The following is a 25,925-nucleotide window of genomic DNA, read 5'->3' on the forward strand; positions in this document are numbered from 1 at the left end:
CGACCATGCCGGAACCGAAGACCCACCACGCCCGCGCCGACGCCGAACGCGCCCGGCTGCTGACGGGCACCACCTCGCCGTTCACCATCACCGTCGAGTTCGCCGGCGGGCTGACCCAGGTCCAGCAGGACGCTTTCGCCGCGGCCGCCGACCGCTGGGCGACGGTGATCGTCGGCGACCTGCCGGACGTCGTGTTCGAGGGCGAACCGATCGACGACGTGCTGATCGTCGCCAAGGGCGCCGACATCGACGGCGAGGGCCACATCCTCGGCCAGGCGCGCATCACCCACGTGCGGCCGGCGGGCCCCGAACCGTGGGCGCTGCTGCCGGTCCGCGGGGAAATGACGTTCGACCGGGCCGACCTGGCCAAGATGGAGGCCACCGGCATTCTCGGGGACGTGATCACCCACGAGATGGGCCACGTCCTCGGCGTCGGCTCACTCTGGGGCCCCAAGGGCCTGCTGGTCGGCAAGGGCACCAGCGACCCGGTGTTCGCCGGCCCGGCGGCGATGGCCGAGTACCACAAGCTGCTGCTCGGGGCCGGCGAGCCGGTGCGGGTGCCGGTGGAGGACACCGGCGGGCCGGGCACCCGGGACGTGCACTGGCGGGACCGCACCTTCGGCAACGAGCTGATGACCGGTTTCGTCGGCCACGCCCCGAACCCGCTCAGCCGGGTCACCGTCGCTTCCCTCGGCGACCTCGGCTACCAGGTCGACATCGACGCGGCGGACGCCTACGAGCTGCCGGCGGACCTGGCGCCGACGGCGGCGGGCGTGGCGGTGCACGCGCTGGCGGTCACGCCGGCTCCGGTCGAGCTGTCCCGGCAGGACGTGCGCGGCTGAGAAGGCGGGTCCCGTGGGCCGGTTCCGCCACCGCGGAACCGGCCACCGGCCGGTCAGCAGCTCGAATGCATCTTGAGGTGGACGATGTCGTCCCAGAGGCCGGTGTCGAAGGTCGCCCAGGCCCGGAACCGGTAGCGTTCGGCGCTGCTCGGCATGTTCTGCACGAACTTGCGCCAGTCGCCGCCGACCGGGTGTTCGGTGGCCAGCGACCCCAGGATCGCCCGGTTGGCGTCGAGCAGGTCGACGTGCCAGATGACCCAGGCGTCATCGTCGTCCCCGCTGGTCACCGTGGCGTCGAAGGCGGCGGTCCCGTCGGGGAACAGGGTCCACTTGGCGCCCTCGAACATCGTGCAGTCCCCCTTCCGGATCAGCCCCCAGGTGAATTCCCACGGCGTCCAGCCGCTGAGCCGTTTCGCTGAGGCGTTCGCCGCCTCCATGATGACCGACGGGTCCATGTCGAGTGCCTTTCCGCTCGTGCGCAGTGCTACCGCCGGACAGAGCCGCGGGGGAGGCGCTTGATACGGGTCACCGGCCGGGTGTCGCGGGCAGGGCGAGGGAGAGGGCGAGGTTCCCGTCGAGGAACATCAGCCCCCGCGCCCCGAACTGCCGGAAGGCGGCTTCGACCGCGGGCACGCCCACGGTGAGGCCGAGTTCGCGGTGCACGGCCGCGGCGGTGCGGGGCCGGTCCGCACAGGCGAGGTAGAGCTCGGCGAGCGTGTCGCGGAAGGTGTGGGTGCCGCGGCTGCCGGGGTGGCGGCCGTCGTAGATCTGCAGGAACCCCGGGGCGCAGCGGTACACCAGCACCGGTTCCGGGGCCGCCCGCCAGGCCGCCGACCACGCCGAAACCGCCTCCTGCAGCGGCGCGTAGACCTCCGCGGGCAACTCGTCCTCGGGTTCGTACTCGAAGAAGTAGGCGACCCGGCGGACGTCCACCGCGGGTGGGTAGACCTGCCGGTAGCTGGGCTCGGGTTCCCGCGCCCGCAGCGGGAACCGGCCGGGCCGGGTGAACAGCGGGCTGAACCGCTCGAGCCAGAGCCGGGACGCGCCGGCGGGTGGCTGGAGGTGGACCAGGTGCGGGATGACCGCCGCCTGTTCGGCGTACGCCCCGGCCGGTTCGCCCGGGAACCCCCAGAGGATGTTCCAGGCGACGGAGATGCCGTAGTAGCGGGCCCAGCGCAGGAGGTTGACGTTCTGCGCCGCCCGGACCCCCTTGTCCATCAGCCGGAGCACTTCGGAGCTCAGCGACTCCAGGCCGGGCTGCAGCTGCGTGACGCCGGCCGCGGCGAGCAGCTTCAGCTGGGCGCGGGACAGGTTCGCCTTGACCTCGTAGAAGAGCTGGTACTCCCGGCCGGCCTCGGCCAGGGCCGGGACCAGCGTCTTGAGGTAGCCGGGCTCCATGATGTTGTCGACCGCGTCGAACCGGAACGTCCGGTATCGCCGCGCCTGCCGGTCCAGTTCGCCGAGCACCCGGGACGGCGACTTGGCGCGGAACCGCATGGTGGTGCCGTTGAGCCCGCAGAACGTGCAGTGGTGCTTGGCGCCCCACCAGCACCCGCGCGCCGACTCGAACGGCAGGGCGACGTGCCCGGTGGGCAGCCCCAGCCGGCCGGCTCGCTCGAAGTACTCGTCGTAGTCCGGCACCGGCAGGTCGTCGAGCCGTTCGTGCGGCGCCTCGCCGGGAGCCGAGACGACCTCGCCGCCGGAGCCGCCGGCCCGGCGGGCGACCCCGGGGACGGTTGCCGGGTCCGTGCCGGTCGTCAGCGCCTCCAGCAGGCGCGGGAACGCGACGTCCCCTTCGCCGAGCACGGCGAAGTCGATGCAGTCGACGGACCGGACCAGCTCCAGGCCCATCTCGCCGTCGAAGTTGGCCCCGCCGAACACGGTGACGACCCCGGGATCGCGCTCCTTGAGCCGGCGGGCCAGCGCGAACGACGCCACGTTCTGCTGGAAGGTGCAGCTGAAGCCGACGATCCGGGCTCCGGCGAGCTCGTCGGCGACGGCGTCGAGGAACGCGGGCACGTCCCGGTCCCGGACGGCCGCCAGCCAGTCCGGTGCCGCCCCGGCGGGGTCGTCCAGGTAGGACAGTTCGGCACCGAGCCCGGCGAGCAGCTTTCCGTCCGGGTCCGGTGCGGCGTCGCCGAAGGCCGCGACGGAGAAGAGCCAGTCGCCGAGCTGCCGGCCGCGGTGGTCGGCGAGCTTCCGGTACCGCTCGAGGCCGATCCGGACGGCGAAGTCGAGGTTCAGGTGCAGCGTGCGGACGGGGAACCCGTGCCGTTCCCCGATCGCCTTGAGCAGCCCGAGCTGGATGGACGGCCGATCGGCGTCGAGGAACGGCATCGAAACGAGGACAACGGGTGACGTGGTCATGGCCGGGCTCCAACCCCGCACGCGGCGGCTTCGGGTGCTACCGGATGAACGATGCCTTGATGAACCGCGGCACCACGAACGCCGCCGAGGAGTCGGATTGGTAGTTCACCAGCAACTCCTGCTGCTCCGGCGTGAAGGACTCGTCGAACTCGGAGCTGAAAGCCTCCGTGATCCGGCGCTCGACCGCGCCCTCTTTCGCCGTCGCGAGCCAGGCGAACCAGAGCACCGCGGACAGGAATTCCTGCTGCTTCTCCGGGAGCGCCTCGGCCAGTTTCTTCAGATTCGGCCAGAAATCGGCGAGTTCCGCCGACGGGTCCTTCTTGGTCATTTCTTCCTCCGGTTCGGTGTCTATCCACTGTGTACTTCGGCCAATCTCATCCGTACTTCGTCCGCCTCCGGGTGCGCGAGGTGGACGAGGATGTCGTGCGCCTGTTGCCAGCCGGACCGGGCGGCCTCGACCTCGCCCAGTTCGTGGCGGAGGTTGGCGAGCTCGATCAGCACCCGCGCCTCCGTCACGAGGTTTCCGTTGCGGTGCACGATCTCCAGCGCCCGCTCGTAGCAGGCGATCGCCCGGGGGTGATCCCCGAGCTGCTTGTGGGCGTAGCCGATGCTGTGCCAGCTCTGGGTGGCGCCCATCTGGTCGCCGAGCAGCGTCTGCAGGTCGAGGGCCCGCTGGCAGAACTCGATGGCCTTGGCGTGCGCGCCGAGCAGGGTGTGGAACCAGCCGACGGCGTTGAGCGCCGTCGCCTCGCCTGCTCGGTGCCCGGCCGCCTGGAACAGCTCGAGGGCCTGTTCGGCGTGCGGGAGCGCGTCCGCGGCGAGGCCTTGCTTGTCGAGCAGCCAGGCGAACTGGCGGTGGGCGTGGGCTTGCCCGACGACGTCGGCGCTCGCGCGGTACAGCTCGAGGGCCGCTCCGAGGTCGGTGCCGGCTTCGGCGTGCCGGCCGAACCTGGCGTGCGTGCCGCCCAGGTGCAGGTGGGCGAAGGCCTGCTTGCGCCGGTCACCGAGCCGGCGCGCGGCGGCCAGTGCGGTGGTGAGCACTTCCTTCTCGTCGTGCCAGTACCCGCGCATGTTCAGGAACCGCTGCATCGACCAGGCGAGCTCCCAGACCCGGGCGTCGAACTCCGCGTCCGCGTGGACGGCCTGCAGCAGCACCCGGTGCTCGGCCTCGAACCACGCCAGCGCCCGCCGGTGGTCGGTGATCCGGTCCGGCTCGGCTCCCTCGGGCAGCGGGGTCAGCTCGGGCGGCACTTCCAGCCGCGGGTCGAGGAAGCCGTCGGCGAGGTAGGCGGTGTGGGCGTAGTGGCCGAGCAGCCGGTGCGCCGCCCCGGCCCGCCCGGCGGGGGACTCCTCCTCGAACGCCAGCTCCGCGGCGTAGGCGCGCAGCAGGTCGTGCAGGGTGTAGCGGCCGGGGGCCGGCTCGGCGATCAGGTGCGCGTGCGCCAGCTCGGTCAGCAGCACCCGGGTTCGTCCCGCGGGCAGCCCGGCCAGGCTCGCCGCCGCCGGTGTGCCGAGGTCCGGGCCGGGGTGCAGGCCGAGGAGGCGGAACAGCCGGGCCGCCGCGGGATCCAGGCGCAGGTACGACCAGGAGAACACCGCCCGGGGATCGGTCGCCGGGTCGGCGGCGGCGAACTCGTCGAGGCCACGCGCGTCCCGCAGCTGGCCGGCCAGCGCGGCCAGCCCGAACCCGGGGTGGATCGCCGCGCGCGCCGCCACCACCGCCAGGGCCAGCGGCAAGTGGGCGCACAGGGTGATGATCTCGTCCGCCGCCGCGGGCTCGGCCGCGATCCGGTCCGCGCCCAGCCGGCCGCGCAGCAGCGCCCGCGCCTCCGCGGTGTCCAGGAGGTCGACCGCGAGGGGACGGGCGCCGGCCGTGACCAGACCGGTGAGCTGGTCGCGGCTGGTCACCAGCACCACGCTGCCCGGTGCGCCCGGCAGCAGCGGGCGCACCTGCCCGGCGTCCCGGGCGTTGTCCAGCACGACCAGGACACGCCGGTTCGCCAGGAGCGTCCGGTACAGGCCGGCCTGCGCGTCGAGGGTGCGGGGGATCCGGTTGTCGGGGACGTCGAGGGCTTCGAGGAACCCGCGCACCGCGTCGGCCGGAGCCACCGGCGACCCGGTCGGATCGAAACCGCGCAGGTTCACGTACAGCTGGCCGTCGGGGAACTCGTCGGCCACCGAGTGGGCCCAGTGCAACGCCAGGGCCGTCTTGCCGACGCCGGCGGTGCCCGACAGCACGACGATCCGCGGGGCGGGGGACCGCTCGCTCTCGATCTCGCCGAGGCGGCGCAGCGCCCGCTCCCGGCCCGCGAACCCCGGCGTGTCCGGGGGCAGCTGCGCGGGGATGGAAGCCGGTGCGGCGGGCGGGCCGGGCGGCAGCTCGCCCCGCAGGATCTCGCCGTGCAGGGCCCGCAGCTCGGCGCCGGGGTCGGTGCCGAGCGCGTCGGCGAGCCGGGTGCGGACGGCGGCGTAGCGCTCGATCGCCTCCGCGTCCCGTCCCGCGGCGTGCAGCGCGCGCATGAGCAACGCTTCGAGCGGCTCCGCGAGCGGGTACTCCGCGGCCAGCTCGGGCAGCGCGCCGATCACCGCGCCGGGCCGGCCGAGCCGCAGTTCCAGCTCGCCCCAGGCGACGGCCGCGTCGAGCCGGCGGCGGTGCCAGGCCGTGCGGACCTGCTCGGCCCAATCACCGTGGAGGCCGGCCAGCGGCGCACCCCGCCAGCCGCGCAGGGCCTCCGACAACGCGGCGGCCCGGTCGGCGTCGGTGGCGCGAAGATCGTTGCCCCGGTCGACCAGGTGGGCGAACCGGTGCAGGTCGACGACACCGGGGTCGATTTCCAGCAGGTAACCCGCGGTTTTCCGGGTGACCCCGGCCGGCGTGCCGGTCAGTTCCGTCACCCGATCGAGGAGCCGGCGTATTCGGCTCAGGTGGGAATAGACGACATTGCGCGCCTCTTCCGGCGGGTTTTCACCCCAAACCCGATCGATCAGCGTCTCCATCGGAACCGGGCGCCCGGCATCGACCGCCAATGCCGCGAGAATGGCCTGCTGTCGTGGGGTCCCGACGTCCAGCGGCTCTCCCGCGACGCGCAGCTGCACCGCCCCGAACAGCAGAAACTCCATGCGGCGGACTCCCCGTGCTCGACGCGTCCGGACCGGCCACGTCGATGCTGCCCGCACCGCAAGGTCTCTGCAAGGTCGGCGTCCAGGGCGTGGCGGAATCGTGAACCCGGGAACAGCCGAGTTCGAGGAGGGACCATGCGGGACGAGTCGCCGGGACGATTGCTGGAAAATGCGGCCCGAGGTGCGGAATGGGCTTGGCGGGAGCTGGTCGCCCGCTATTCTTCGCTGATCCACGCGGTGTGCCGGCAACACCGGATCGGCGATGCCGACGCCCAGGACATCAGCGGCGCGGTGTGGCTGCAGCTGGTGGCCAACCTGGCGCAGATCCGCGAACCGGACGCGCTGCCCGGCTGGCTGCGCACCACCGCCCGGCACGAGTGCCTGCGGCTGCTGCGCCACCGGAACCGGCAGATCCCCACCGAGAGCACGATGTTCGCCGACCCCGAGGGGCCCGCGCCCGACGCCACGGTGATCGGAGCCGAGCGGCTGGTCGCCGCCCGCAACGCCTGCGCCCAGCTGTCGCGGCAGGACCGGGAACTGCTCTCGCTGCTGTTCGACGACCCACCCAGGTCCTACCGGGAAATCAGCACGACGCTGGGGATTCCGGTCGGCTCGATCGGCCCGTCGCGCGCCCGGTGCCTGGCGAGGGTACGCAACACGCCGGCGATCGTCGCGCTGCTGGCCGCGGAGCGGCCGGATTTCCCTGGGCACACTTCCCGGAGCGGGCGGGCCACCGCTTGATACACGCGGCCGCGGCGGAGGCCACCCGGTCGGCAGCGCACATGTCACCGGCCGTTGAAGACATCCACCTGAGCCGGCGGGCGTTTCGGGCCGCGCCACCACCGTAGCCCCGCGCGGCCCGTGCGGTGACCGGAAAAACGGCGTCGTTTCCTGCCACCCGGGTTACGCCGATCGGGCCATCCGCGGCGGCCCGATTTCCCTTTGTATCTGTGGTAAAGCTCGTTGCCCCTTTAGCAATGAGCTCAGGCAGAGGGAGATGGCATGGGTCGGCCGGAACGCCCGCTGGACCTCACCGCCGGACCGATCGCCGCCTTCGCTCACGAACTGCGGGCGTTGCGGAGCCGGGCCGGGAACGCCAGTTACCGGGAACTCGCCAGGGCCGCGCACTTCGCGCCGTCCGTGTTGTCCAGTGCCGCCAGCGGCCGCCGGCTGCCGACCCTGGCCGTGACACTGGCCTTCGTGTCCGCCTGCGGCGGGGACCGCCTCGCGTGGGAACAGCGCTGGCGGAGCATCGCCGGCCAGAAGGGAGACGACGAACCACCGAAGGCCCGCGGCAAAACCGTCCGGCCGGCGCAACTACCACCCGGCTCGAGAACCTTCGTCGGCCGGCAACCGGAGCTCGCGGACGCCGTCGCGGCGAGCGGACCGGGGACGGCGCCGGTGCTCGTCACCGGGCCGATCGGAACCGGCAAAGCCACCTTCGCCCTGCGGCTGGCCGAAGAGATCACCGCGGGCTTCCCGGACGGGCAGCTCTACGCCGACCTCGGTGAAGGCCGCTCGACCGACGGCATCGTGCGGGGCTTCCTGCGCGCCCTGGGCGTGGCGGCCCACCTCGTGCCCGACGACCCGGCGCACCGGATCGACCTGTACCGGTCGCTGCTGGCCGAACACCGGCTGTTCGTCCTGCTCACCGGCGCCGGCACCGAGGCGCAGGTGCGCCCCCTGCTCGGCCGGTCGGCACACAGCCAGGTCGTCGTGACCAGCCGCGCCCGGCTGCCGGCCCTGGAGGACGCCCACCGGGTCGAGCTGACCGCGTTCACCCGCCCGGAATCGCTGGCGCTGCTCGGGAAGATCGCCGGCGAACGCCGGATCCACGCCGAACACGCCGCCGCCGACGCCATCGCCGCGCGCTGCGGCGATCTGCCGCTGGCCGTCAGCATCATCGGACGCAGGATCGCCGCGCGCCCGGAACGGGCGATCGCCGCCACCACCGGCCGGGACCGGCTCCTGGACAGCCTCAGCGTCGGGGACGTCAACGTCCGCGACCGCTTCACCGCGGCGTACGAAAGCCTTCCCGCCGCAGGATGCGCGGCCGTCCGCCACTTTGCCACCGACAGCGTGACACCGGCGCGCATCGCTGCGGCCATCGGTGTCACCATCGAGACCGCCGACGAGCTGTTGGAGTCCATTGTGGACTCCGGGCTCATCCGGCGTGCCGACGCCGCCGGTCGCTACGCGATTCCCGAACTGGTCAAGGTGTTCGCCGCGGAAGCGACGGCGAGATTCCCGGTTCGCCGGGAATAGTTCCCCTACCCTCCGGGAACCGGCCGAACCTAGCCTTCGTGCACCGGGCCGGCGGCGCTCACAGTCCACTGTGTACTCACTGGACGCCCGCGCGCCGCCGGCCGTCGTGAGTTCGTGACCACGGAGGTGACTGTGCGACCGACCAAGGAGGTGGCCGGGTGACCGGCAGTACGCGGACCGGCGTCTTCGCGGTGCTGCGGGCGACCCCCGCCCCGGTCAGGTACCTGCTGGCCGGCATGCTCGTCAACCAGCTGGGCGCGTTCGTCCAGACGTTCCTGGTGCTGTACCTGACCTTCCGGGGCGGCTCGCCCGGTTTCGCCGGGGTCTGCCTCGCCGCCTACAGCGTGGGCGCGATCTTCGGCGCCATGCTGGGCGGCGAGCTGACCCACCGGTTCGGCGGCCGGACGACGATCGTGGCCGTGATGACCTGCGCGGCGCCGCTCGTCGCGTCGATCCCGCTGGTGCGAGGCGTGCCCGCGGCCCTGCTCGCGGTGGTCGCTCTGTCCGGGCTGGCCATCCAGGCGTACCGGCCGGCGGCCGCGGTGCTGCTCGCGGAGTCCATGCCCGAAGAGCACAAGGTCATGGGCTTCTCGATGATGCGCATCGCGCTGAACATCGGCGCCGCCGTGGCGCCGCTGCTGGCGGCCGTGCTCATCCTGGTGAACTGGGACCTGCTGTTCTGGCTGGACGGCGCGACCGCGGCGGCGTGGGCGCTGCTGGCCTTCACCCTGCTCCCGCGGCGCACCGCGGACCGGCACCGGACCGAACCCGGCAGCGCTCCGGCGAGGGCCGCGGGCGCCCGTGCGGTGTACGGGACGATGCTGCGCGACACCCGGTTCCTCTGCTACCTGGTGGCCGGCGTGTTCGGCATGATGGTCTACGCCGGTTCGGTCGCGGTGCTGCCGCTGAACATCGTCTCCGCCGGCTACCCGGTCGGGCTGTACAGCACGGTGCTGGTGATCTCCTCGGTCGTGCTGATCACCTGCGAACTGAAGATCACCACCTACATCGTCCGCATCCCGAAGTACGTCGCCGGCCTGACCGGCAACCTGGTCAGCGGGCTGGGGTTCACCCTCTACGGGCTGATCGCGCAGTCCCCGTTCTTCGTGCTCGCCGGCGCGCTGTTCGCGGTGTCCGGGCTGATGATCCACGGCCCGAGCACGGCCGCGCACCCGGCCACCTTCCCGGCGCGGGTGCGCAGCCGGTACATCGCGACGAAGGAGACGCTGTCCGGCCTGGCCGCGACGGCCGGCCCGGTGCTCGGGCTGTTCGTCTTCAGCCGCTACGGCGGCCCGGTGTTCTGGGCCTGCTGCGCGCTGCTGTCCGTCGCCGCCGGCTCGATGCACATCTACGGTCTCCGGACGCCCCCGGCGCCGGCGCCCGTCCCCGAACCGGAAGCCGTGGGAGAGCGAGCATGAACGAACCCCAGAGTGTCCTGCTGGTCATCGGCAGCGGACTGCGGACCTACCGCGAATACCTGGTCGAGTCGATCCACCGGTGCGCCCGCCGGGCCGGGCTCGGGCTGGTGCTGCTGAACAACCTCAAGCCCACCTGGCAGCGCGCCTACTTCGACGACATCGTCCACGTCGACGTGTTCGACGCCGGCGAGATGCTCGCCGCCGCCCGCGAGGTCGCCGCCCGGCACCACGTCGTCGGCCTGATGTGCTGGGACGAACCCGTCGTGCTCGCCGCCGGTGAGCTCGCCGCCGAGCTGGGCGTGCCCGGGCTGAGCGTGGCCGGGGTGCGCGGCTGCCGGGACAAGAACCGCACCCGGACCGTGCTGACCGCCGAAGGACTGCCGCAGCCGGGGTACGCCCTGACCACCGGCCTCGACGAAGCCCGCGCGGCGGCCGCCCGGATCGGCTACCCGGTCGTGCTCAAGCCGCGGGCCATGGGCGCGAGCATCGGCGTGGTGTTCGCCGGCGACGAATCCGAGCTGGACGCCGCGTTCGCGGTCGCGATGGGAGCGGCCACCGTCGACCAGAGCCGCTACGGCGGGGCGGCGATCGTCGAAGGTTTCGTCCGCGGGCCGGAGATCAGCATCGACGCCGCCGTCCACAAGGGCGAATACCGGCCGATGTTCGTGGCCCGCAAGCGCACCGGCGACCAGCCCTACTTCGAAGAGGTCGGCCACGTCGTCGACGCCGGCGACCCGCTGCTGCACGACCCCGAGCTGCTGGACGTCCTGGTGCGGGCGCACCGCGCGCTCGGCGTGGAAGACGGCATCACCCACACCGAGGTCCGGCTGACCGACCGCGGCCCGGTGATCGTCGAGGTGAACGGGCGCCTCGGCGGCGACCTGATCCCCTTCCTCGGCAAGACGGCCACCGGCATCGACCCCGGCGAAGTCCTCTTCGCCGTCGCCACCGGGAACCGGCCGGTCATCACCCGCAGCCGGAACGCGGTCGCCGGCATCCGGTTCGGGTACCCGGAACACGACTGCCGGGTCCGCGAAATCACCGTCCCCACCGATCGCGCGCAGGTACCCGGACTGGTCCTCGCGGCACCGATGACCGCACCCGGCACCACCCTGCGGCTGCCACCCGGCGGCTACCTCGCCCGCCACTCGTTCGTGGTGTGCGAGGCCGACGACCCCGAAACCTGCGACCGGCGCCTGGACACGGCCGCCGCCGCGGTGCGGGTCGACGCCGTCCCGGTCGGCCCACCGGAACCCGGAACCGCGTTCGAAATGCCCGCCGGGCTGCTCGACGTCGACGAACACGAGGGAGTTTCCGCATGACCATGACCGAGCCCGCCCGCACCGATGTGCCGCTGACCGGCGCGCAGATCCTCGAGAACGCGAAGGCGCTCGCGCCGGTCCTGCGCGAACGGGCCGCCGAGATCGAGGCGAACCGCAGCCTGCCCGAGGACGTCGTGCAGCTGCTGCGCGACGCCGGCGTCTTCCGGATCGGCTTCAGCCGGGCCTGGGGCGGCCCCGAAATGACCTCCATGGAGCAGACCGAAGTGATCGAGGCACTGTCCTACGGCGACGCCTCCGTGGGCTGGTGCGCCAAGCTCGGCTCGGACATCGGCCTGCACGCGAACTTCCTCGACCAGGACGAAGCCCGCCGGATGTTCACCAGCATCGACATGCACTCCGCCGGGGTGCTCCCGGTGACCGGGCACGCCGAACGCGTCCCCGGCGGCTACATGCTCACCGGCCGGTGGGGCTTCGGCAGCGGCTCGACCCACGCCGACTGGGTGGCCTCCGGCGCCATGGTGTTCGAGAACGGCGAGCCCTACGCCAGCCCCGACGGCAGCAACCCGCACGAATCCCGCCTGTTCATGGTGCCGCAGGAGCAGATCCGCTCCCTCGACAACTGGTACACCCTCGGCCTGTGCGGCTCCGGCAGCAGCGACTACACGATCACCGACGTGTTCGTCCCGGAGAACCACACCCTGACCTTCGACAACCCGAAGGTCCCCAACGGGCCGCTGGTGCAGCCCGACGTCATCCAGCGCAGCATGTGCGGCGCCCCGCTCGGCGTCGCGCGCGCCGCCCTGGACTACGTCCGCGACCTCACCATCGAGCGCGTCGACATGCTGAAGGGCTCGCCGTGGCGGATGAGCGGCCTCGCCTGGAAGGACAACGAGCACATCCAGATCACCCTGGCCGAGTGCGAGGCCGACTACAGCACCACCCGGGCCGGGGTGTACCGGGCCCTGGAGCGGCAGTGGGAGGTCACCGCGGACGGCACCGGCACGCTGGACGACCTCACCCCCGACGAGCGGGTCGCCCCGGCCCTGACCGGCTGGCAGGCGTTCCAGATGGCCAAGCGGGTCGTGCTGCGGCTGTGCGACCTGCTCGGCACCGCCGCGATCCGCTCCGGTGACCCGATGAACCGGTGGCTCCGCGACGCGGTGACCATGGCCATGCACCCGACCGCGCGCGACCGCGTCACCCAGACGGTCGGGGCGCACCTGGTCGGGGCCCGGCCCTCCATGCGGTTCATGCTCGGCATCGTGGACAAGCCCAAGACGGAGTCCGAGGCCGATGCGTGAGCGGCCCGTCCTGGTCGTCGGGTTCGTGACGCCGGTGCTGCTGGCCCTCACCGGCGCCGAACCCGACGGCTCGGTGGTCCTCGTCGAAGAGCCGGACGTGGTCCGCAAGCGCGACCTGCGCGCGCGGCTGGCCGGCTCCGCGCTGGTGCGGGACCTGGTCGAGTGGGAACACGCCCGGCCCGGCTCGGCCGACGAGTTCCACGCCGCCCACCCGGACCTGGACCCGGTCGCGGTGATCCCGCTGATCGAATACGCCACGCCGTTCGCCGCCCGGCTCGCCGAACGCTACGGCCTGCCGGGCGCGAGCCTCGGCGCCGCGCTCATCCTGCGGGACAAGGCCGTGCTGCGCCGGGTCAGCGCGGCGGCCGGGCTGGCCAACCCCGAGAGCACCACGGTGACCGGCCCGGCGGACGTGCTCGAGTTCATGCGCGCCTGCCCGGGGCCGGTGGTGCTCAAGCCGGCGAACCGGCAGGCCTCCGTCGGGACCCAGATCGTCCGCGACCCGGCCGAGGCCGAGCGGGCCTGGGCGAACTGCGTCGAGCAGGACGAGGGCATCTTCGTCCCGGACCGGCCGATGGACCTGCGGATGCTGGCCGAGCGGTACGTGCCCGGCGCCGAGTACAGCGTCGAGATGCTCGTCCGCGGCGGCCGGCAGCTGTTCGCCAACGTCACGGGCAAGCAGCTCTACCCCGGCCCGTACCCGGTGGAGCTGGCCCACATCGTGCCGGCCGACATCCCCGGCGAGCTCACCGAAACACTGGCCGAGGTGACCCGCCGGGTCGTCACGGCCACCGGGTTCGCCGACGGGATCGTCCACTGCGAGTGGATCGTCGGCGCCGACGGCGTGCCGTACCTGGTGGAGTGCGCGGGCCGGATCGCCGGGGACGGCATCATGGAGATCATCGACCGCGCCTACTCGATCGAGCTGCTGCGCGCGTACTTCGCCGTGATGCGCGGCGAAACCCCGCCCGAGCTGCCGGCGCGGGCGACCGGCGGTGCGGCGGTCCGGTTCGTCCCGATGGAGCCCGGCGTGATCGAGGCCGTGGTGGGACTGGAGCAGGCCCGCCGGGTGGAGGGCGTGTTCCTCGTCGACCTCCAGGTCGGCCCCGGGCACCGGTTCGCCGGCCTGCGCAGCTCCTGGGACCGCTCGGGCCTGGTCATGGCCCAGGCGGACAGCCCGGCCGAAGCCCTGCAGCGCGCGGAGAAAGCCGCCGGGCTGGTGCGGATCGAGGTCCGTCCCGGGTAAGGGCATTCCCGCAAACGGAGAGAGGCCTTCGCCGCTGGTTCGGCGAAGGCCTCTTTCCGTGGTGTGGGTCAGCGGCGGAGCCGGCGACCCGCGGCGAGGGCGGCGGCCGAGAGGGCGGTCGCGCCGAGGAACGTCAGGAGGCGGTGCTGGCGGCCGGCCCGGTGCTGGGCCTGCAGGTAGGGGATCGTGGTGTTGGTGACCATGGCGTGCAACGGCATCCAGCGGTGGCGCAGCAGCTTCTCCAGCAGCGTGTCGCAGGCCCGCTCCAGGCGGACCGCCGGGGACCGGACCGTGTCGCGGAGCTCGGCGAAGTTGCGGTGGGACATGGTGGCGAGCGCGTCGGTGTTCGGCTTGCGGCGGGCGTAGTACCGGGCCAGTGCCGCCGCCGGATCGGCCGGGTGCGCGGCCAGGCTGTCGGTCAGCTCCAGCGCGTCCTCGAAGGCCGAGTTCATGCCCTGGGCCAAGAAGGGGTAGACGGCGTGGCAGGCGTCGCCGATCAGCACCACCTTGCCTTCGTAGGTCCACGGGGCGGTGCTGACGGTGACGAGGTTGAAGGTGGGCCGGCGCAGGAAGGCCTCGCCGAGGTCGGGGACCAGCGCCAGGACGTCGGGGAATTCCCGGCGGAACAACGCCTCCACGTCCGACGCCGTCCGCAGCGAGTCGAAACCGGCCGGGCCGTGGAACGGCAGGACGCACGAGCAGGTGAAGGACCCGTCGCGGTTGGGATGGGCGAACATCATGGTGTCGCCGCGGGGCCAGAGGTGGAAGACGTCGTCGGCCATCCGGTGGCTGCCGTCGGCGGCGGCCGGGATGTGCAGTTCGCGCCAGCCCCACTCCAGGTAGCTCTGCGAGAACTCCGCGCGCAGCTCGTGGTGCATGAACCGGCGGACGGCCGAGAACGCGCCGTCCGCGCCCACCACGACGTCCGGTTCCACCGTGAAGGACTTCCCGTCCGGGCCTTCGAAGGTCGCCGACGGCCGGTCGCGGTCCACGCCGGTGCACCGCGTGTCGAAGACGAACCGCACCCCGGGTTCCCGGAGGGCGGCGTCCACCAGCACCGCACTGAGGTCCTGGCGCTGGATGGCGAGGATGCCGCCGTCGCCGTAGGGCGAGAACCGCAGGCCGGCGTCGGTGTTGTGCAGCAGCCGCCCGCGCATCGGCACGACGAACCGCTTCACCTCGTCCTGCAGCCCCAGGCGGTCCAGGGCGGCCAGGCCGCGCCGGGACAGGCCCAGGTTCATCGACGTCGCCGCGACGGTCGTCCCGCGCGGGTCCGGCCGGCGGTCGTACACCGTCACGACGTGTCCCTGCCTGCCCAGCGAGAGCGCGAGGAACGCGCCGGCCATGCCGGCACCCACGATCGTGAACTCCACTACGCACACTCCTTGTCGGTCACTTCTTCGATGGCGCCGAGGATTTCCCGGGCGACGAGCGGAGCGGCGCCGAACCCGGAGCCGCCGCAGGCGGAGCGGGCCCACACCGACGGGCGGATCCGGGCGAGGACGGGCCCGCCGGTGACGGCATCGGCCGCGTAGTGGCAGTCCTTGGTCGCCACCACGGTGTGGTCCCCGGCGAGGAGCCGCTCCGAAAGCAGCCGGCCGGTCCACGGTTCGCGGTCGGGATCCTCGGTGGTGGCGACTTCCCGGCACACCGCGTCCGAACTGATCTTGAGCAGGGTCCCGCCCCCGGGCGGCAGCAGCCAGGCCCGGCGGTCGGCCCCGATCCGGCCGACCCCGGGCGCCGACGCCCACCAGGCCGCCAGGTGCGGCGGCGGGCGCAGGTAGGCCATGGTCTGCCGGTACAGCACGACGGGCGGCCCGCCCAGGGCGCTGGTCCACGGCCCGCCCGCGAGCAGGATGACGTCCGCGCCGAACTCTTCGCCGTCGGCGATGACGAGGTGGTCCTGGACGCCGGTGACGGCGCACCGCGGCCGCAGGGTCACGCCCGGGTGCGCGGCGAGCCAGCCGACGGCCGCGCGGAGGAACCGGTCGGCCAGCAGCACGGCGCCACCGGGGTCGAAGACGCCGCTGGTCCCGTGGGGGAACAGCACGGGCGGCAGGGTTGCCGGTGCGAGGGCGGTGGCGGGGACCCCGGCCTGGCGGGCGGTGTCGAAGGCCCGCTCGAGCTCGTCCGGGGTGCCCGCGGTGACGACCCCGACGGGCCGGACGAAACCGGCCCGCAGGAGCGTCTCCAGCTCCGCCCACCGGCGGCGGGCCTCGGCCATCCGCGCGGTGCCGTCGAGATCGTCCGGGCGCAGGACGCGCAAGGCCCGGTGCTGGTCGGACGAGGTGGCGGCGGGGTTCGGGACGGGACCGCGGTCGAAGACGACGACGCGGTGCCCGTCCCGAGCGCACCCGATCGCGGTGACGAGCCCGGTGACCCCGGCCCCGACGACGGCGACCGTGGCCATCAGCGCACCGTCGCCCCGGCCGGATCGGTGCGCGCCCTGGCCACTCCGGCCGGCCCGGTCGCGATCACCGGCCCGGCCGGCTCGGTCACGCCGGACGCCTCGGCCGCCTTCACCGTCACCGACAGCCGCGGCAGCCGCTTCGGGGTCACCGTGTCCGCGTCCGGGTGGCCCGGCAGCATCGTGTCCGGCAGGGCCGCCGCCGCGAGGTCGATCAGGATCGGCGCCGCGCACCTCAGGAACACGTCCACCTGATGACACAGGTCGCCGGCCGTCTCCGACGTCACCGTCGCGGCCAGCCGGTCCAACCGGGCCAGCTGCTCGGCGAGCGTCGAGGCCGCCGCCGTCAGGCTGAACCGCCGCAGCTCGTAGCCGTCGGCGAACCGCTCCGCCATCCGCCGGGCCGTCCGCCTCGCCGAGGCCGACACCGGCAGGGGACCGCGGTCCACCCACCGGTCGACCGCCGCCGCGACCCGGTTCCACGGCCCCGTCAGCCGCGTCTCGCCGACGCGCAGCAGCGCCTCGCGGGTGAAGTCCGTGCGCTGGTACTCCGGGCTCGTGGCGCACAGGTGGAACCGGATCAGGTCGCGCGGCACCTCGGCGGCCAGCTCCCGGCCGGACACGACGTGCCCCCGGCTGGTCGAGAACTTCTCGCTCGCCAGCTCGTAGAACTCGTTGGTGAGGTACTGCGCCGGCAGCACGTGCTCGCCGAGCGCGGTCAGCAACGCCGTGCCCACGATCGCGAACGGGTAGGTCGCGTCCAGGCCGAGGAAGTACACCACCGTCGTGCCGGCGCCGGACCGCCAGAGCTCGTCGTCGGCCGCCAGCACCGCACCGCGCCGCTCGGCGCCCAGCGCGGTGGTGAACATGCTCCACGGCATGCCTTCCATGTGCGCGTAGAACACCTGCCCGGCCACCTCCGGGAACGGCGCCGGGATGCCCCATGACGCCGGCTGGGTGATCGGGAAGTCCGGCAGCGGCCGCGCCAGTGCGGCCTCGATCAGCCGGGCCATGCCGGGCCGCATCGGCGTCCGGGCGAAGTAGGCCTCCAGCGCGGCGCGGTAGCGTTCCACCGGGAACACGAGGATGGCCACCTCGCGCCGCTCCAGCGGCTCGTCCGGACGCGTGGTCGAACGCGGCCCGATCAGCTCTCCGGGCGCGATCGGCAGGCCGCAGCTTTCGCAGATCCCGGCGCACCCCTCGGCGAGGCAGAACGGGCACCCGCCGGTGACGTAGGCGTCCATCAGGTACTCGCCCGTGCTGGGCAGGTACGGGAACGACACCGTCCGCAGCTCCAGCAGGCCCCGGGCGTGCAGGCGCTCGTAGAAGCGGGTCACCATCGCGGTGAACCGGTCGCCGAGGCAGCCGAACCCGTCGATCTCGACGCCCATCGCGGAAAACGTCTGCCGGACCTGCTCGGCCGAGCGCTCGCGCAGGTCCTCCGGGTCCACGCCGAGGCGCTCGGCCGCGGCGACGACGTAGTTCTGCGTGAAGTGCATGCCGGTGCCGTACAAGGCTTCCCGGCCGGTCGCGCGGGCGTAGCGGGTACAGACGTCCGCGGCCAGGAACGGCCCCGCGAGGTGGCCCAGGTGCAGGTCCCCGTTCGCCGTCGGCGCGGGTGAGATCACCACGAGGCGGTCCATCAGACGGCCTCGCGCTCGCCGCCGCCGCGGCGGGCGAGCAGGTCGTCGACGATGTCGTGGGACCGGTGGGCCAGCACGCTGATCAGCGAGTCCGCGATCCCGTGCGTGGCCTCGTTGACGCCCTGCAGGTACACCGCGCCCCAGGCGGACTCGCCGAGGTCGACCCGGTAGCAGCGGCTGACCGAGATCTCCGCCAGGCCCACATGTTCGGCCAGATCGCGCACCAGCGCGGGCATCCGGCTGTCGAAGCCGGTGCCCAGCAGCACCAGGTCGCAGTGCAGCGGTTCCACCTTGCCGCTGGTGCGGTCGCGCAGGTCGAGCACGACCTCGTCGCCGGTCACCCGGGCGCCGACCACCTCGGTCAGGGTCCGCACCTCCGACCGGTGCTGCCCGATGCCGCGCTGCTGGTAGAGCGTGGTGTACATGTGGTCGAGGAACGGCGGGGCCGCGCCGGCGTAGTTGGTCAGGCGCATCTCGTCGAGCACCTGCTGGCGGACCTCGGGCGGGCTGTCGTAGAACCGGTCGACGAACGACGGGAAGAACAGCTCGTTGACGAACTTGCTCGTCTGGTAGTTCTGCGGGCCCACCGACCGCACGATCATCGTGCGGGTGCTGTTGGGCAGGTTGTCGTGCAGCGCCATGAACATCTCGGCCGCGCTCTGCGCCCCGCCCACCACGACGGCGCGCAGCGGCGCGTCCGCGGGCAGCTGCGCGATCCGGCGGCGGTACTGGGCGCTGTGGATGAGCCGGTCTTCCGGCAGGTCGGCGAAGACGTCCGGCACGTGCGTGTCCCGGCCGCCGCCGACGACCAGGTCGCGGCAGCGGATGGTGTCCCCGCCGGCGAGGGTGGCGACCCAGCCGACGATGGACCCGTCGGCGTCGCGCGCGGGCTCGATGCTCCGCACCTTCGCGTCGTACCGGATCCGCACCTCCTCCAGTGACTTCGCAACCCACTGCAGGTAGTCGGAGAACTCCCACCGGAAGGGGTGGAACGTCCCGAGGTTGACGAACTCGTCGAGGCGCCGCTGGTCGTGGAGGAAGTTGAGGAACGAGAACTTGCTGCGCGGGTTGCGCAGGGTCACCAGGTCCTTGAGGAAGGAGACCTGGCTGCGCGCCCACGGCATCAGCAGGTCGCGCTGCCACTTGATGTCCGGTCCCTGCTCCAGCAGCAGTGTCTGCCGGGCGAGTTCCGGGTGCCCGGACTCCTCGATGGCCACCGCGAGCGCGAGGTTCGCCGGTCCGGCGCCGATCGCGAGCAAACCCACCTGTACTTCGGTCACAGATACACTCCGATTTCTGGGAATAGGTCGGCGTGCCGCGTGCCGCCGGAGGTGATCGTAAGGAGCGCTCTTTCCCGGGTGGTAGGGACGGCTTTCCCCGGCTTCCGGGAATCTCGCCGAGATCGTTTGCGTCCCGGTCGCCGGCCCCGGCGAATTGATTGCGATCAAGGAAATTGATTGCGATCAATTATCCCTTACGGAGAGACTCTCCTGTCGGATATGGAAGGCGCGGCGCGCGCTTTCACCGGAGGAGCCGATCGGCGACGGATCGGCAGCAGTTCACTTTGGGGGAACGATGAGTCACGCCACCGGTTTCGGCTACACCGCCCGGCTGTGGCCGGTCGAACACCCCGACCTCGCCCCGCTGACCGTGCTGCTCGCCGACCCGCAGCCGTCGGTCCGCCACTGGGTCCGGGCCGCGCTCGAGCACGCCGGCGGCGTGTTCGTGGTGGGCGAGGCGGCCACGGCGAACGGGGCGATCGCGGAAACCGCCCGGCACCGGCCGGACGTGCTGGTGGTCGATCCGCAGCTCGGCGGGTCCGGGCCGGTCGATGTCATCGGCCGGGTGGCCATGGTGTCGCCGGAAACGAAAGTCCTCGTGCTGAGCGCGGCCGACGACGACACCGCCGTCCGGTCGGCCATCCACGCCGGGGCGCGCGGGTACCTGGTCAAGGGCGCCGACGCCGAGCAGATCGTGCGCGGGGTGCGGGTCGTGGCGGCCGGCGAGGCGATCGTCGGCCGGGCCATCGCCGCCCGGTTCAGCACTTTGGTGCGCACCGCCGGTCCCGAACCGTATCCCTTTCCGCAACTGACGACCCGGGAACGGCAGGTGCTCGATCGCATCGCCGCGGGCCGCTCGAATGCGGTGATCGCCCGCGATCTCGGCCTCGCGTCCAAGACCATCAGCAATCGTGTGTCGGCCATTTTCACGAAACTCGGTGTAGCCGATCGGGCACAGGCGATAGTGCTGGCGCGGGACGCGGGCCTCGGGCGGGGCGAATTCACCGGCGATCGGGAACAGTTCCCCTATCGCCGGGAAACGGGCCGCACCTAGCGTCGGTCGGCGTCGGACCACGCTGATCGGAGTGGGATGTGACTGACCAAGACCTTGCCCTCCTCGACATCCGCAGGCTGGAACCCGAGAACCTGACGCGGGCCTACGGACTGGACATGAAGCTGCTGTACCCGTGGGACGGGCTGACCGCCCCCTTCCGCGGGGCCTGGTGCGTGCTGCGCCCGGGTGACGCCTCGGTCGCCCACGCCCACCACGAACACGAGATCTTCATCGGCATGGCCGGGCGGGCCGAGGTGGTCACCGGCGACGGGCGGCGGCACGCGTTCGCCGCCGGGGACCTCGTGTTCCTGCGGCCGGGCCTCGAACACCACCTCTTCAACGACCCCGCCCACGGCGAAGACTTCTCCTACTACGCGATCTGGTGGGACCGCGAGATGTCGGCCGAGTTCGTCGCGCACGACACCGGTGAGGCGGGACCGGCGTGATCGACTACGACGGGCGGAAGTTCCGCAAGCCCGGCGCCGAGGCCGTGGCCGTGTACCGGCAGGAGGACGACGTCGTCTGGGCGGAGTTCGCCGGGGGAGAGGTGCGGCGCGGCGCGCTCACCGGCACCCAGCGCGAGAACGGCGTCCTCCACCTGGGGTACACGCTGGTGCTCGCCACCGGCGAGGTGATCTGCGGGCACACGGTGAACACCCCGGAGGTGGCCGAGGACGGTCACCTCCGGCTGCGCGAGGTGTGGGAGCGCTACGGCCCGCACGCCGCCACCGGTGTCTCCTACCTCGACGAGGTGAGCTAGTGTCCCGGCGCCCCTCCGACGAGGACTGGCGACGCCTCGAGCGCGCGGTCACCGGCCGCGTCCGGCGGCCCGGCGACGCCGGGTTCCGCGCGGCGAGCACGCCCTTCAACAAACGGTTCGCCGGCATCACCCCCGCCGGCGTCGTGTCCGTGGCCGACGCGACGGACGTGCAGCGCGCCATCGCGTGGGCGCGCGACACCGGCGTCGGCGTCGTCGCCCGCGGTGGCGGGCACAGCTTCGCGGGCCACTCGGTCGGCACCGGGCTCGTCCTCGACCTCGGCGCCCTGAACACGGTGACCGCCGACGGCTCGACCGGGCTCGTGACCGCCGCGGGCGGCGCGCTGATGGCGGACGTCTACGCCGCCATCGAACCCCACGAGATGGCCTTCGCACTGGGCAACAGCGACACGGTCGGGATCGGCGGGCTCACCCTCGGCGGTGGGTGCGGCGCCACTTCACGCGTGTACGGGCTCACCGCGGACGCCCTCGTCGCGACCACGATCGTCACCGCGGACGGGCAGCTGCTGCACTGCGACGCCGACACCAACGCCGACCTGTTCTGGGCTTGCCGCGGCGGAGGCGGCGGAAACTTCGGCGTCAACGTGTCCTTCACCTTCCAGGCGCGGCCGGTGGCCGGCTGCGCCACCTACGTCCTGCTGTGGGACAGCGCGGACGCGGCGAAGGTCTTCTCCGTCCTCCAGGACACCGTGCGGCAGGCCCCGGACGAGTTCGCGGCCCGGATCGGCGTCAGCAAGGCCGGCGGCGACCCGGTCGTCTCGGCCGTCGGGCAGCACTTCGGGTCCGCCGCGGAACTGCGCGAGATCCTCGACCCCGTGCTGTCGGTCGCCGCGCCGGCCCGCACGGCCATCGCGGACCGGACCTTCTGGCAGGCCAAGGACGACCTGCGGCACGAGACCGCCGAGGGCGCGTTCGCGTCACGGACGAACATCGCCACCCGGCCGCTGCCCGACGAGGCGATCGCCACGATGCTGTCGTTCGTCGAACGCCGTCCGGCCAGTGGCAACCCGGACGGCGGCGGGGCCGCGCTGTTCTCCTGGGGCGGCGCGATCAACCGCGTGGACCCGACGGACACCGCGTTCGTCCACCGCGACACGATGTTCCTGCTGGCCATGGACACCTCGTGGGCCGAAGACGACGAACCGGCCGTGGTCGAGGCCAACCTCCGCTGGCTGGGCGAGCTGGGGGAGGCGATGGCGCCGCACGTGTCCGGCCGCGCGTTCCAGAACTTCACCGACCCCGACCTCGCGGACTGGCGCACCGCCTACTACGGCGTGAACTACCCCCGGCTGAAGGAGATCAAGGAGCGGGTCGATCCGGACGGGTTCTTCACCTTCGCGCAAAGCATCGGCTCATGATCGGCGACGACAAGGTGGGCATCTGGACGGCGGCCGAGGTGAGCACCGGTGCCGTGCCGGCCGAGCACCTCCCGCCCCTGCGCGAGATCCTCGCCTGGGCGTGGCGGTACCTGGTGTCCGCCCACCCGGATCTCGGCCGCAACGGCCCGGTGTGCCCCTACACCCAGCCGTCGCTCCACAAAGGACTCTTCCATCTGGCCGCGCTGACCGCCCCGAGCGGCGACGTCGACGCGCACGCCGCGATCGAGAGCCTGCGCGCGTGGTACGAGCGGCTTTCGGCCGGCTTCCCGCCGGAGCACCGGGAGCTGCTGACGATCCTGCTCGTGCTGCCGCAGCTGGACCACCACGACGCGACCCCGCTGGACGACCTGCAGCGCGAGGCCAAGGACGGGTTCGTCGCCGACGGGCTGATGATCGGGCAGTTCCACCCGGTCTGCGACCAGCCCGGCCTGTGGAACGACGAGTTCAAGGCGCTGCGCGCGCCGGTCCCGCTGCTGGCCGTGCGCAAGCTGGTCGTGTTCGACCTGCCGTTCCTGATGGACAGCCCGGCGCACGCCGAGAGCTACTTCCGGCGGTTCGCCCCGGACATCCCGCCCCGCATCCGCGACCAGCTGGTCAAGCGGCTGGTGGGCACCACGAAGTCGTTGCAGACGGCCTGATCACCCGAGGAGAACAGTGCGGCACTACCTGATGGTCAGACCGGGCCACTTCGACGTCGAGTACTCGATCAACCCGTGGATGGACCCCGGCAAACCGACCGACACCGGGCTGGCGGTCACGCAGTGGGAGTGGCTGCGTGACCTCTACCTCGACCTGGGCCACCGGGTGGACCTGCTCGACCCGCGGCCCGGGCTGCCGGACATGGTGTACGCGGCCAACGGGGCCACCGTCGTCGACGGCCGGGTGCTGGTCGCGCGCTTCCGCCACCGGCAGCGGCGCCCGGAGTCCGCGGCGTACGCGGAGTGGTTCGCCGGGCGCGGGTACCGCGACGTCCGCCAGGCGCGGTGGCACAACGAAGGCGAAGGCGACTTCCTGGTCGCCGGACCCCGGATCCTGGCCGGATCGGGATTCCGGACCGACCCCCGGGCCCACGAAGAGGCCGCGGCGTTCTTCGGCCTGCCGGTGGTCGGGCTGACACTGGTCGATCCGCGGCACTACCACCTGGACACCGCGCTGGCCGTGCTCGACGACGAGACGATCACCTATTGGCCGGAGGCGTTCGCCGAAGACAGCCGGCGGCGGCTCGAGCGGCTGTACCCGGACGCCGTCATCGCTTCCGCCGCCGACGCCGCGGCGTTCGGCCTGAACGCCGTCTCCGACGGGCAGCACGTCGTCCTGCCCCAGGCCGCCACGCGGCTGAGCGCGCAGCTGCGGGAGCGGGGCTTCGAGCCGATCGGCGCCGACCTGTCGGAACTGCTCAAAGGGGGCGGCAGCGTCAAGTGCTGCACGCTGGAATTGCGTCATCCAGGAGAACAGCCGTGAAAAGATCTCTCGCACTGGCCCTCGCGGTGCCGCTGCTGGGCGCGCTCGCCGTGCCCAGCTCGGCGCAGCCGCGGTTGTCCGGCCCCACCACCGAGTTCTCCGTCCTGGCCCGGGAGAAGGCCGGCGGCTACGACGTGGCCGCGGCCGAGAAGGCCATCCGCGCGGCGGGCGGCACGGTCGTCACGAGCAACGCCGCGGCCGGCCTGATCACCGCGAGCGCGCCCGCCGGTGGGTTCCTCGAACGGGTCACGGGCGACCGCGCGGTGTTCGGCGCCGGCCGGTCGAGGTCGATCGGCACCGTGCCCAAAGCCGGGCGGACCGCGCCGAAACCCGACGTCGCCGAGCCGGACGCCGGCCGCGGCGTGACCAAGCCGAAAGGCTCGTCCGCCGGTCTCGACCCGCTCGACGACCGGCTCTGGGGCCTCAAGTCCGTGCGCTCGGACCTGGCGCGCACGGTCCAGCCCGGCGACAAGCGCGTCAAGGTCGGGGTGATCGACTCCGGGATCGACGCCACCCACCCGGACCTCGCGCCGAACCTCGACCTGGCCGGCTCGCGCAACTTCACCAAGGACATCGTCGCCGACGAGAACGGCGTGCCGGTCGACGGGCCGTGCGAGTACCGCGGCTGCGTCGACCCGGTCGACGTCGACGGCACCGGGCACGGGACGCACCTGGCGGGCACCATCGCGGCGGCCGCGAACGGCTTCGGGGTCTCCGGGGTCGCGCCGAACGTGACCCTGGTGAGCCTGCGCGCCGCCCAGGACTCGGGCTTCTACTTCCTGCAGCCGACGGTCGACGCGCTGACCTACGCCGGCGACGCGGGCATCGACGTCGTGAACATGTCGTTCTACATCGACCCGTGGCTGTTCAACTGCCCGGCGAACCCGGCGGATTCCCCCGCCGAGCAGGCCGAGCAGCGCACCGTCATCGAGGCGACGAAGCGCGCGCTGGACTACGCCCACCGCAAGGGCGTCACGATCGTGGTGGCCCTGGGCAACCAGCACAGCGACCTGGGCGCGCCGCAGCCGGACGCGACGAGCCCCGACTACCCGTCCAACCGGGCGCACCTGCGCACGGTGGACAACGCGACCTGCTTGACGTTGCCGCTCGAGGGGCCGCACACGATCGGTGTGGCCGGGTTCGGCCCGTCCCAGGCGAAGGCGGACTACTCGAACTACGGCCTCGAACGGATCTCGGTGTCCGCCCCCGGCGGGTACAAACGCGACTACTTCGGGACGCCGTGGTACGACAGCCGCGACAACGAGATCTTCTCGACTTACGCCCGCAGTGTCGGATTGGCGGCCGGTTACATCGACGCCGCCGGCGACATCACCCCGGCGGGTGCTTCGGTCGGCATCGAGAAGCAGACGGCCGCCGACGGCCGGGTCGGCTACTTCCGGTGGCTGCAGGGAACGTCGATGGCGGCCCCGCACGCGGCCGGCGTCGCGGCGCTGATCGTGTCGCAGTACGGCCACCCGGTCCGCGGCGGGGGACTGGGCCTCGACCCGGACGTCGTGCAGCGGATCCTCGAGAGGACGGCGTCGAAGATCCCCTGCCCGGTCCCGCGCACGGTCGACTACCTCGACGAAGGCCGCGACGCTTCGTACACGGCAACGTGCGCGGGCGACCCGTCCTTCAACGGCTTCTACGGACACGGCGCGGTCGACGCCTGGTCGGCGGTGACCCACGGCCGACCGTGAGCCGGGAGGAACGCCACCACTTGTCGACGAACAACGCGAGGACGAGCGCGGGCCCGGCGAGCACGACCGCCGTGCCCGCGACGAGACCGACGCCGGCGTCGGTCAGCGCGATCAGCAGGAGACCGCAGACGCCACCCACCGGCGTCGTCCCGACGGCGAAGAAGAGCGAGATCAGCGGCACGGACGGGACACCCACCTTGGTGAAGCGAGCCCGAACCAGGTACTCGGCCAAGCTCACGAAGAACGCCACGACGTTCACCACGGCGATACCCCACAAGATCCACAACACTCTCACAACGCCTCCCCGGGCTCGTCCGCCCAGCATGCGCCCTTCTCGGACACTCCGTCAAGACACTGTGTCCGGACAGTATGTCCGGATAT

The 25,925-nt window shown here is 72.5% G+C and carries 22 protein-coding genes and 1 pseudogene; 14 read left to right on the forward strand and 9 right to left on the reverse strand.

Annotated elements, in window-relative coordinates; translation table 11 throughout:
* The first annotated feature begins 5 nt into the window (after positions 1-5).
* Entirely contained in the window at positions 6-842 is an 837-nt protein-coding gene (locus ACWDN5_RS15845) for a leishmanolysin-related zinc metalloendopeptidase (RefSeq protein WP_449676810.1), read from the forward strand.
* Positions 843-895: 53 nt separating this feature from the next.
* Here ACWDN5_RS15845 and ACWDN5_RS15850 read toward each other — a convergent pair whose 3' ends face one another.
* The 4 genes from ACWDN5_RS15850 to ACWDN5_RS15865 all read right to left on the reverse strand — a co-directional run bounded on the left by ACWDN5_RS15850 (position 896) and on the right by ACWDN5_RS15865 (position 6,329).
* Positions 896-1,297, reverse strand: a complete 402-nt coding sequence (locus ACWDN5_RS15850; RefSeq protein WP_310976134.1) for a DUF6294 family protein — start codon at positions 1,295-1,297, stop codon at positions 896-898.
* A gap of 70 nt (positions 1,298-1,367) precedes the next feature.
* The gene (locus ACWDN5_RS15855; RefSeq protein WP_449676811.1) at positions 1,368-3,209 is read right to left on the reverse strand and encodes a RiPP maturation radical SAM C-methyltransferase; all 1,842 of its coding nucleotides are present in this window, start codon (positions 3,207-3,209) and stop codon (positions 1,368-1,370) included.
* 37 nt (positions 3,210-3,246) lie between these two features.
* Entirely contained in the window at positions 3,247-3,537 is a 291-nt protein-coding gene (locus ACWDN5_RS15860; RefSeq protein ID WP_449676812.1) for a hypothetical protein, read from the reverse strand.
* A 20-nt stretch (positions 3,538-3,557) separates the two neighbouring features.
* Positions 3,558-6,329 carry a BTAD domain-containing putative transcriptional regulator gene (locus tag ACWDN5_RS15865; RefSeq protein ID WP_449676813.1) on the reverse strand — a complete coding sequence of 924 codons (2,772 nt, stop codon included), beginning with the start codon at positions 6,327-6,329 and terminating at the stop codon, positions 3,558-3,560.
* A gap of 135 nt (positions 6,330-6,464) precedes the next feature.
* Between ACWDN5_RS15865 and ACWDN5_RS15870 the strand changes: the two genes are divergently transcribed.
* From ACWDN5_RS15870 to ACWDN5_RS15895, 6 genes are all read left to right on the forward strand, one after another.
* Positions 6,465-7,070: an RNA polymerase sigma factor gene (locus ACWDN5_RS15870; RefSeq protein ID WP_310976130.1), complete on the forward strand. Its 606-nt coding sequence runs from the start codon at positions 6,465-6,467 to the stop codon at positions 7,068-7,070.
* Between the two features lie 261 nt (positions 7,071-7,331).
* Entirely contained in the window at positions 7,332-8,594 is a 1,263-nt protein-coding gene (locus ACWDN5_RS15875) for a helix-turn-helix domain-containing protein (RefSeq protein ID WP_449676814.1), read from the forward strand.
* 158 nt (positions 8,595-8,752) lie between these two features.
* Entirely contained in the window at positions 8,753-10,012 is a 1,260-nt protein-coding gene (locus ACWDN5_RS15880) for an MFS transporter (protein WP_449676815.1), read from the forward strand.
* Positions 10,009-11,334 carry an ATP-grasp domain-containing protein gene (locus tag ACWDN5_RS15885; protein ID WP_449676816.1) on the forward strand — a complete coding sequence of 442 codons (1,326 nt, stop codon included), beginning with the start codon at positions 10,009-10,011 and terminating at the stop codon, positions 11,332-11,334. Before ACWDN5_RS15880 ends, ACWDN5_RS15885 begins: the two co-directional genes overlap by 4 nt.
* Positions 11,331-12,596 (forward strand): acyl-CoA dehydrogenase family protein, encoded by a 1,266-nt coding sequence (locus ACWDN5_RS15890; RefSeq protein WP_449676817.1) that lies wholly within the window; start codon positions 11,331-11,333, stop codon positions 12,594-12,596. Before ACWDN5_RS15885 ends, ACWDN5_RS15890 begins: the two co-directional genes overlap by 4 nt.
* The gene (locus ACWDN5_RS15895; protein WP_449676818.1) at positions 12,589-13,842 is read left to right on the forward strand and encodes an ATP-grasp domain-containing protein; all 1,254 of its coding nucleotides are present in this window, start codon (positions 12,589-12,591) and stop codon (positions 13,840-13,842) included. The genes ACWDN5_RS15890 and ACWDN5_RS15895 overlap by 8 nt, the downstream gene beginning before the upstream one ends.
* A gap of 68 nt (positions 13,843-13,910) precedes the next feature.
* Here the strand turns inward: ACWDN5_RS15895 and ACWDN5_RS15900 are convergent, their stop codons facing one another.
* Genes ACWDN5_RS15900 through ACWDN5_RS15915 form a run of 4 tightly spaced genes read right to left on the reverse strand, consistent with a single transcriptional unit; the run spans position 13,911 to position 19,172 of the window.
* Entirely contained in the window at positions 13,911-15,215 is a 1,305-nt protein-coding gene (locus ACWDN5_RS15900) for an FAD-dependent oxidoreductase (RefSeq protein WP_310976124.1), read from the reverse strand.
* Positions 15,215-16,252 carry an NAD(P)/FAD-dependent oxidoreductase gene (locus ACWDN5_RS15905; protein ID WP_449676819.1) on the reverse strand — a complete coding sequence of 346 codons (1,038 nt, stop codon included), beginning with the start codon at positions 16,250-16,252 and terminating at the stop codon, positions 15,215-15,217. The genes ACWDN5_RS15900 and ACWDN5_RS15905 overlap by 1 nt, the downstream gene beginning before the upstream one ends.
* Positions 16,252-17,892: a class I tRNA ligase family protein gene (locus tag ACWDN5_RS15910; protein ID WP_449676820.1), complete on the reverse strand. Its 1,641-nt coding sequence runs from the start codon at positions 17,890-17,892 to the stop codon at positions 16,252-16,254. Before ACWDN5_RS15910 ends, ACWDN5_RS15905 begins: the two co-directional genes overlap by 1 nt.
* Positions 17,892-19,172, reverse strand: a complete 1,281-nt coding sequence (locus ACWDN5_RS15915) for a SidA/IucD/PvdA family monooxygenase (RefSeq protein WP_310976121.1) — start codon at positions 19,170-19,172, stop codon at positions 17,892-17,894. The genes ACWDN5_RS15910 and ACWDN5_RS15915 overlap by 1 nt, the downstream gene beginning before the upstream one ends.
* Positions 19,173-19,326: 154 nt before the next feature.
* Here ACWDN5_RS15915 and ACWDN5_RS15920 point away from each other — a divergent pair, with 154 nt between their 5' ends.
* The 7 genes and pseudogenes from ACWDN5_RS15920 to ACWDN5_RS15950 all read left to right on the forward strand — a co-directional run bounded on the left by ACWDN5_RS15920 (position 19,327) and on the right by ACWDN5_RS15950 (position 25,544).
* Positions 19,327-20,226, forward strand: a complete 900-nt coding sequence (locus ACWDN5_RS15920) for a LuxR C-terminal-related transcriptional regulator (RefSeq protein WP_449676821.1) — start codon at positions 19,327-19,329, stop codon at positions 20,224-20,226.
* A gap of 38 nt (positions 20,227-20,264) precedes the next feature.
* Positions 20,265-20,672: a cupin domain-containing protein gene (locus ACWDN5_RS15925; protein ID WP_310976119.1), complete on the forward strand. Its 408-nt coding sequence runs from the start codon at positions 20,265-20,267 to the stop codon at positions 20,670-20,672.
* Positions 20,669-20,986: a hypothetical protein gene (locus ACWDN5_RS15930; RefSeq protein WP_086837841.1), complete on the forward strand. Its 318-nt coding sequence runs from the start codon at positions 20,669-20,671 to the stop codon at positions 20,984-20,986. Before ACWDN5_RS15925 ends, ACWDN5_RS15930 begins: the two co-directional genes overlap by 4 nt.
* Positions 20,986-22,362, forward strand: coding sequence for an FAD-binding oxidoreductase (locus tag ACWDN5_RS15935; protein WP_449676822.1), 1,377 nt, complete (start codon positions 20,986-20,988; stop codon positions 22,360-22,362). The genes ACWDN5_RS15930 and ACWDN5_RS15935 overlap by 1 nt, the downstream gene beginning before the upstream one ends.
* Positions 22,359-23,021, forward strand: coding sequence for a DUF6875 domain-containing protein (locus ACWDN5_RS15940; protein ID WP_310976117.1), 663 nt, complete (start codon positions 22,359-22,361; stop codon positions 23,019-23,021). The genes ACWDN5_RS15935 and ACWDN5_RS15940 overlap by 4 nt, the downstream gene beginning before the upstream one ends.
* A gap of 13 nt (positions 23,022-23,034) precedes the next feature.
* Positions 23,035-23,844: pseudogene (gene ddaH, locus ACWDN5_RS15945) on the forward strand (dimethylargininase); the annotation flags it as partial.
* Positions 23,841-25,544 (forward strand): S8 family serine peptidase, encoded by a 1,704-nt coding sequence (locus ACWDN5_RS15950; RefSeq protein WP_449676823.1) that lies wholly within the window; start codon positions 23,841-23,843, stop codon positions 25,542-25,544. The pseudogene ddaH and the gene ACWDN5_RS15950, both read left to right, overlap by 4 nt.
* Here the strand turns inward: ACWDN5_RS15950 and ACWDN5_RS15955 are convergent.
* Complete coding sequence (locus ACWDN5_RS15955) at positions 25,480-25,839, reverse strand: hypothetical protein (RefSeq protein ID WP_310976115.1); 360 nt, start codon at positions 25,837-25,839, stop codon at positions 25,480-25,482. The genes ACWDN5_RS15950 and ACWDN5_RS15955 overlap by 65 nt on opposite strands.
* Between the last annotated feature and the right edge of the window lie 86 nt (positions 25,840-25,925).

The organism is Amycolatopsis sp. NPDC003731 (genome assembly GCF_053586895.1).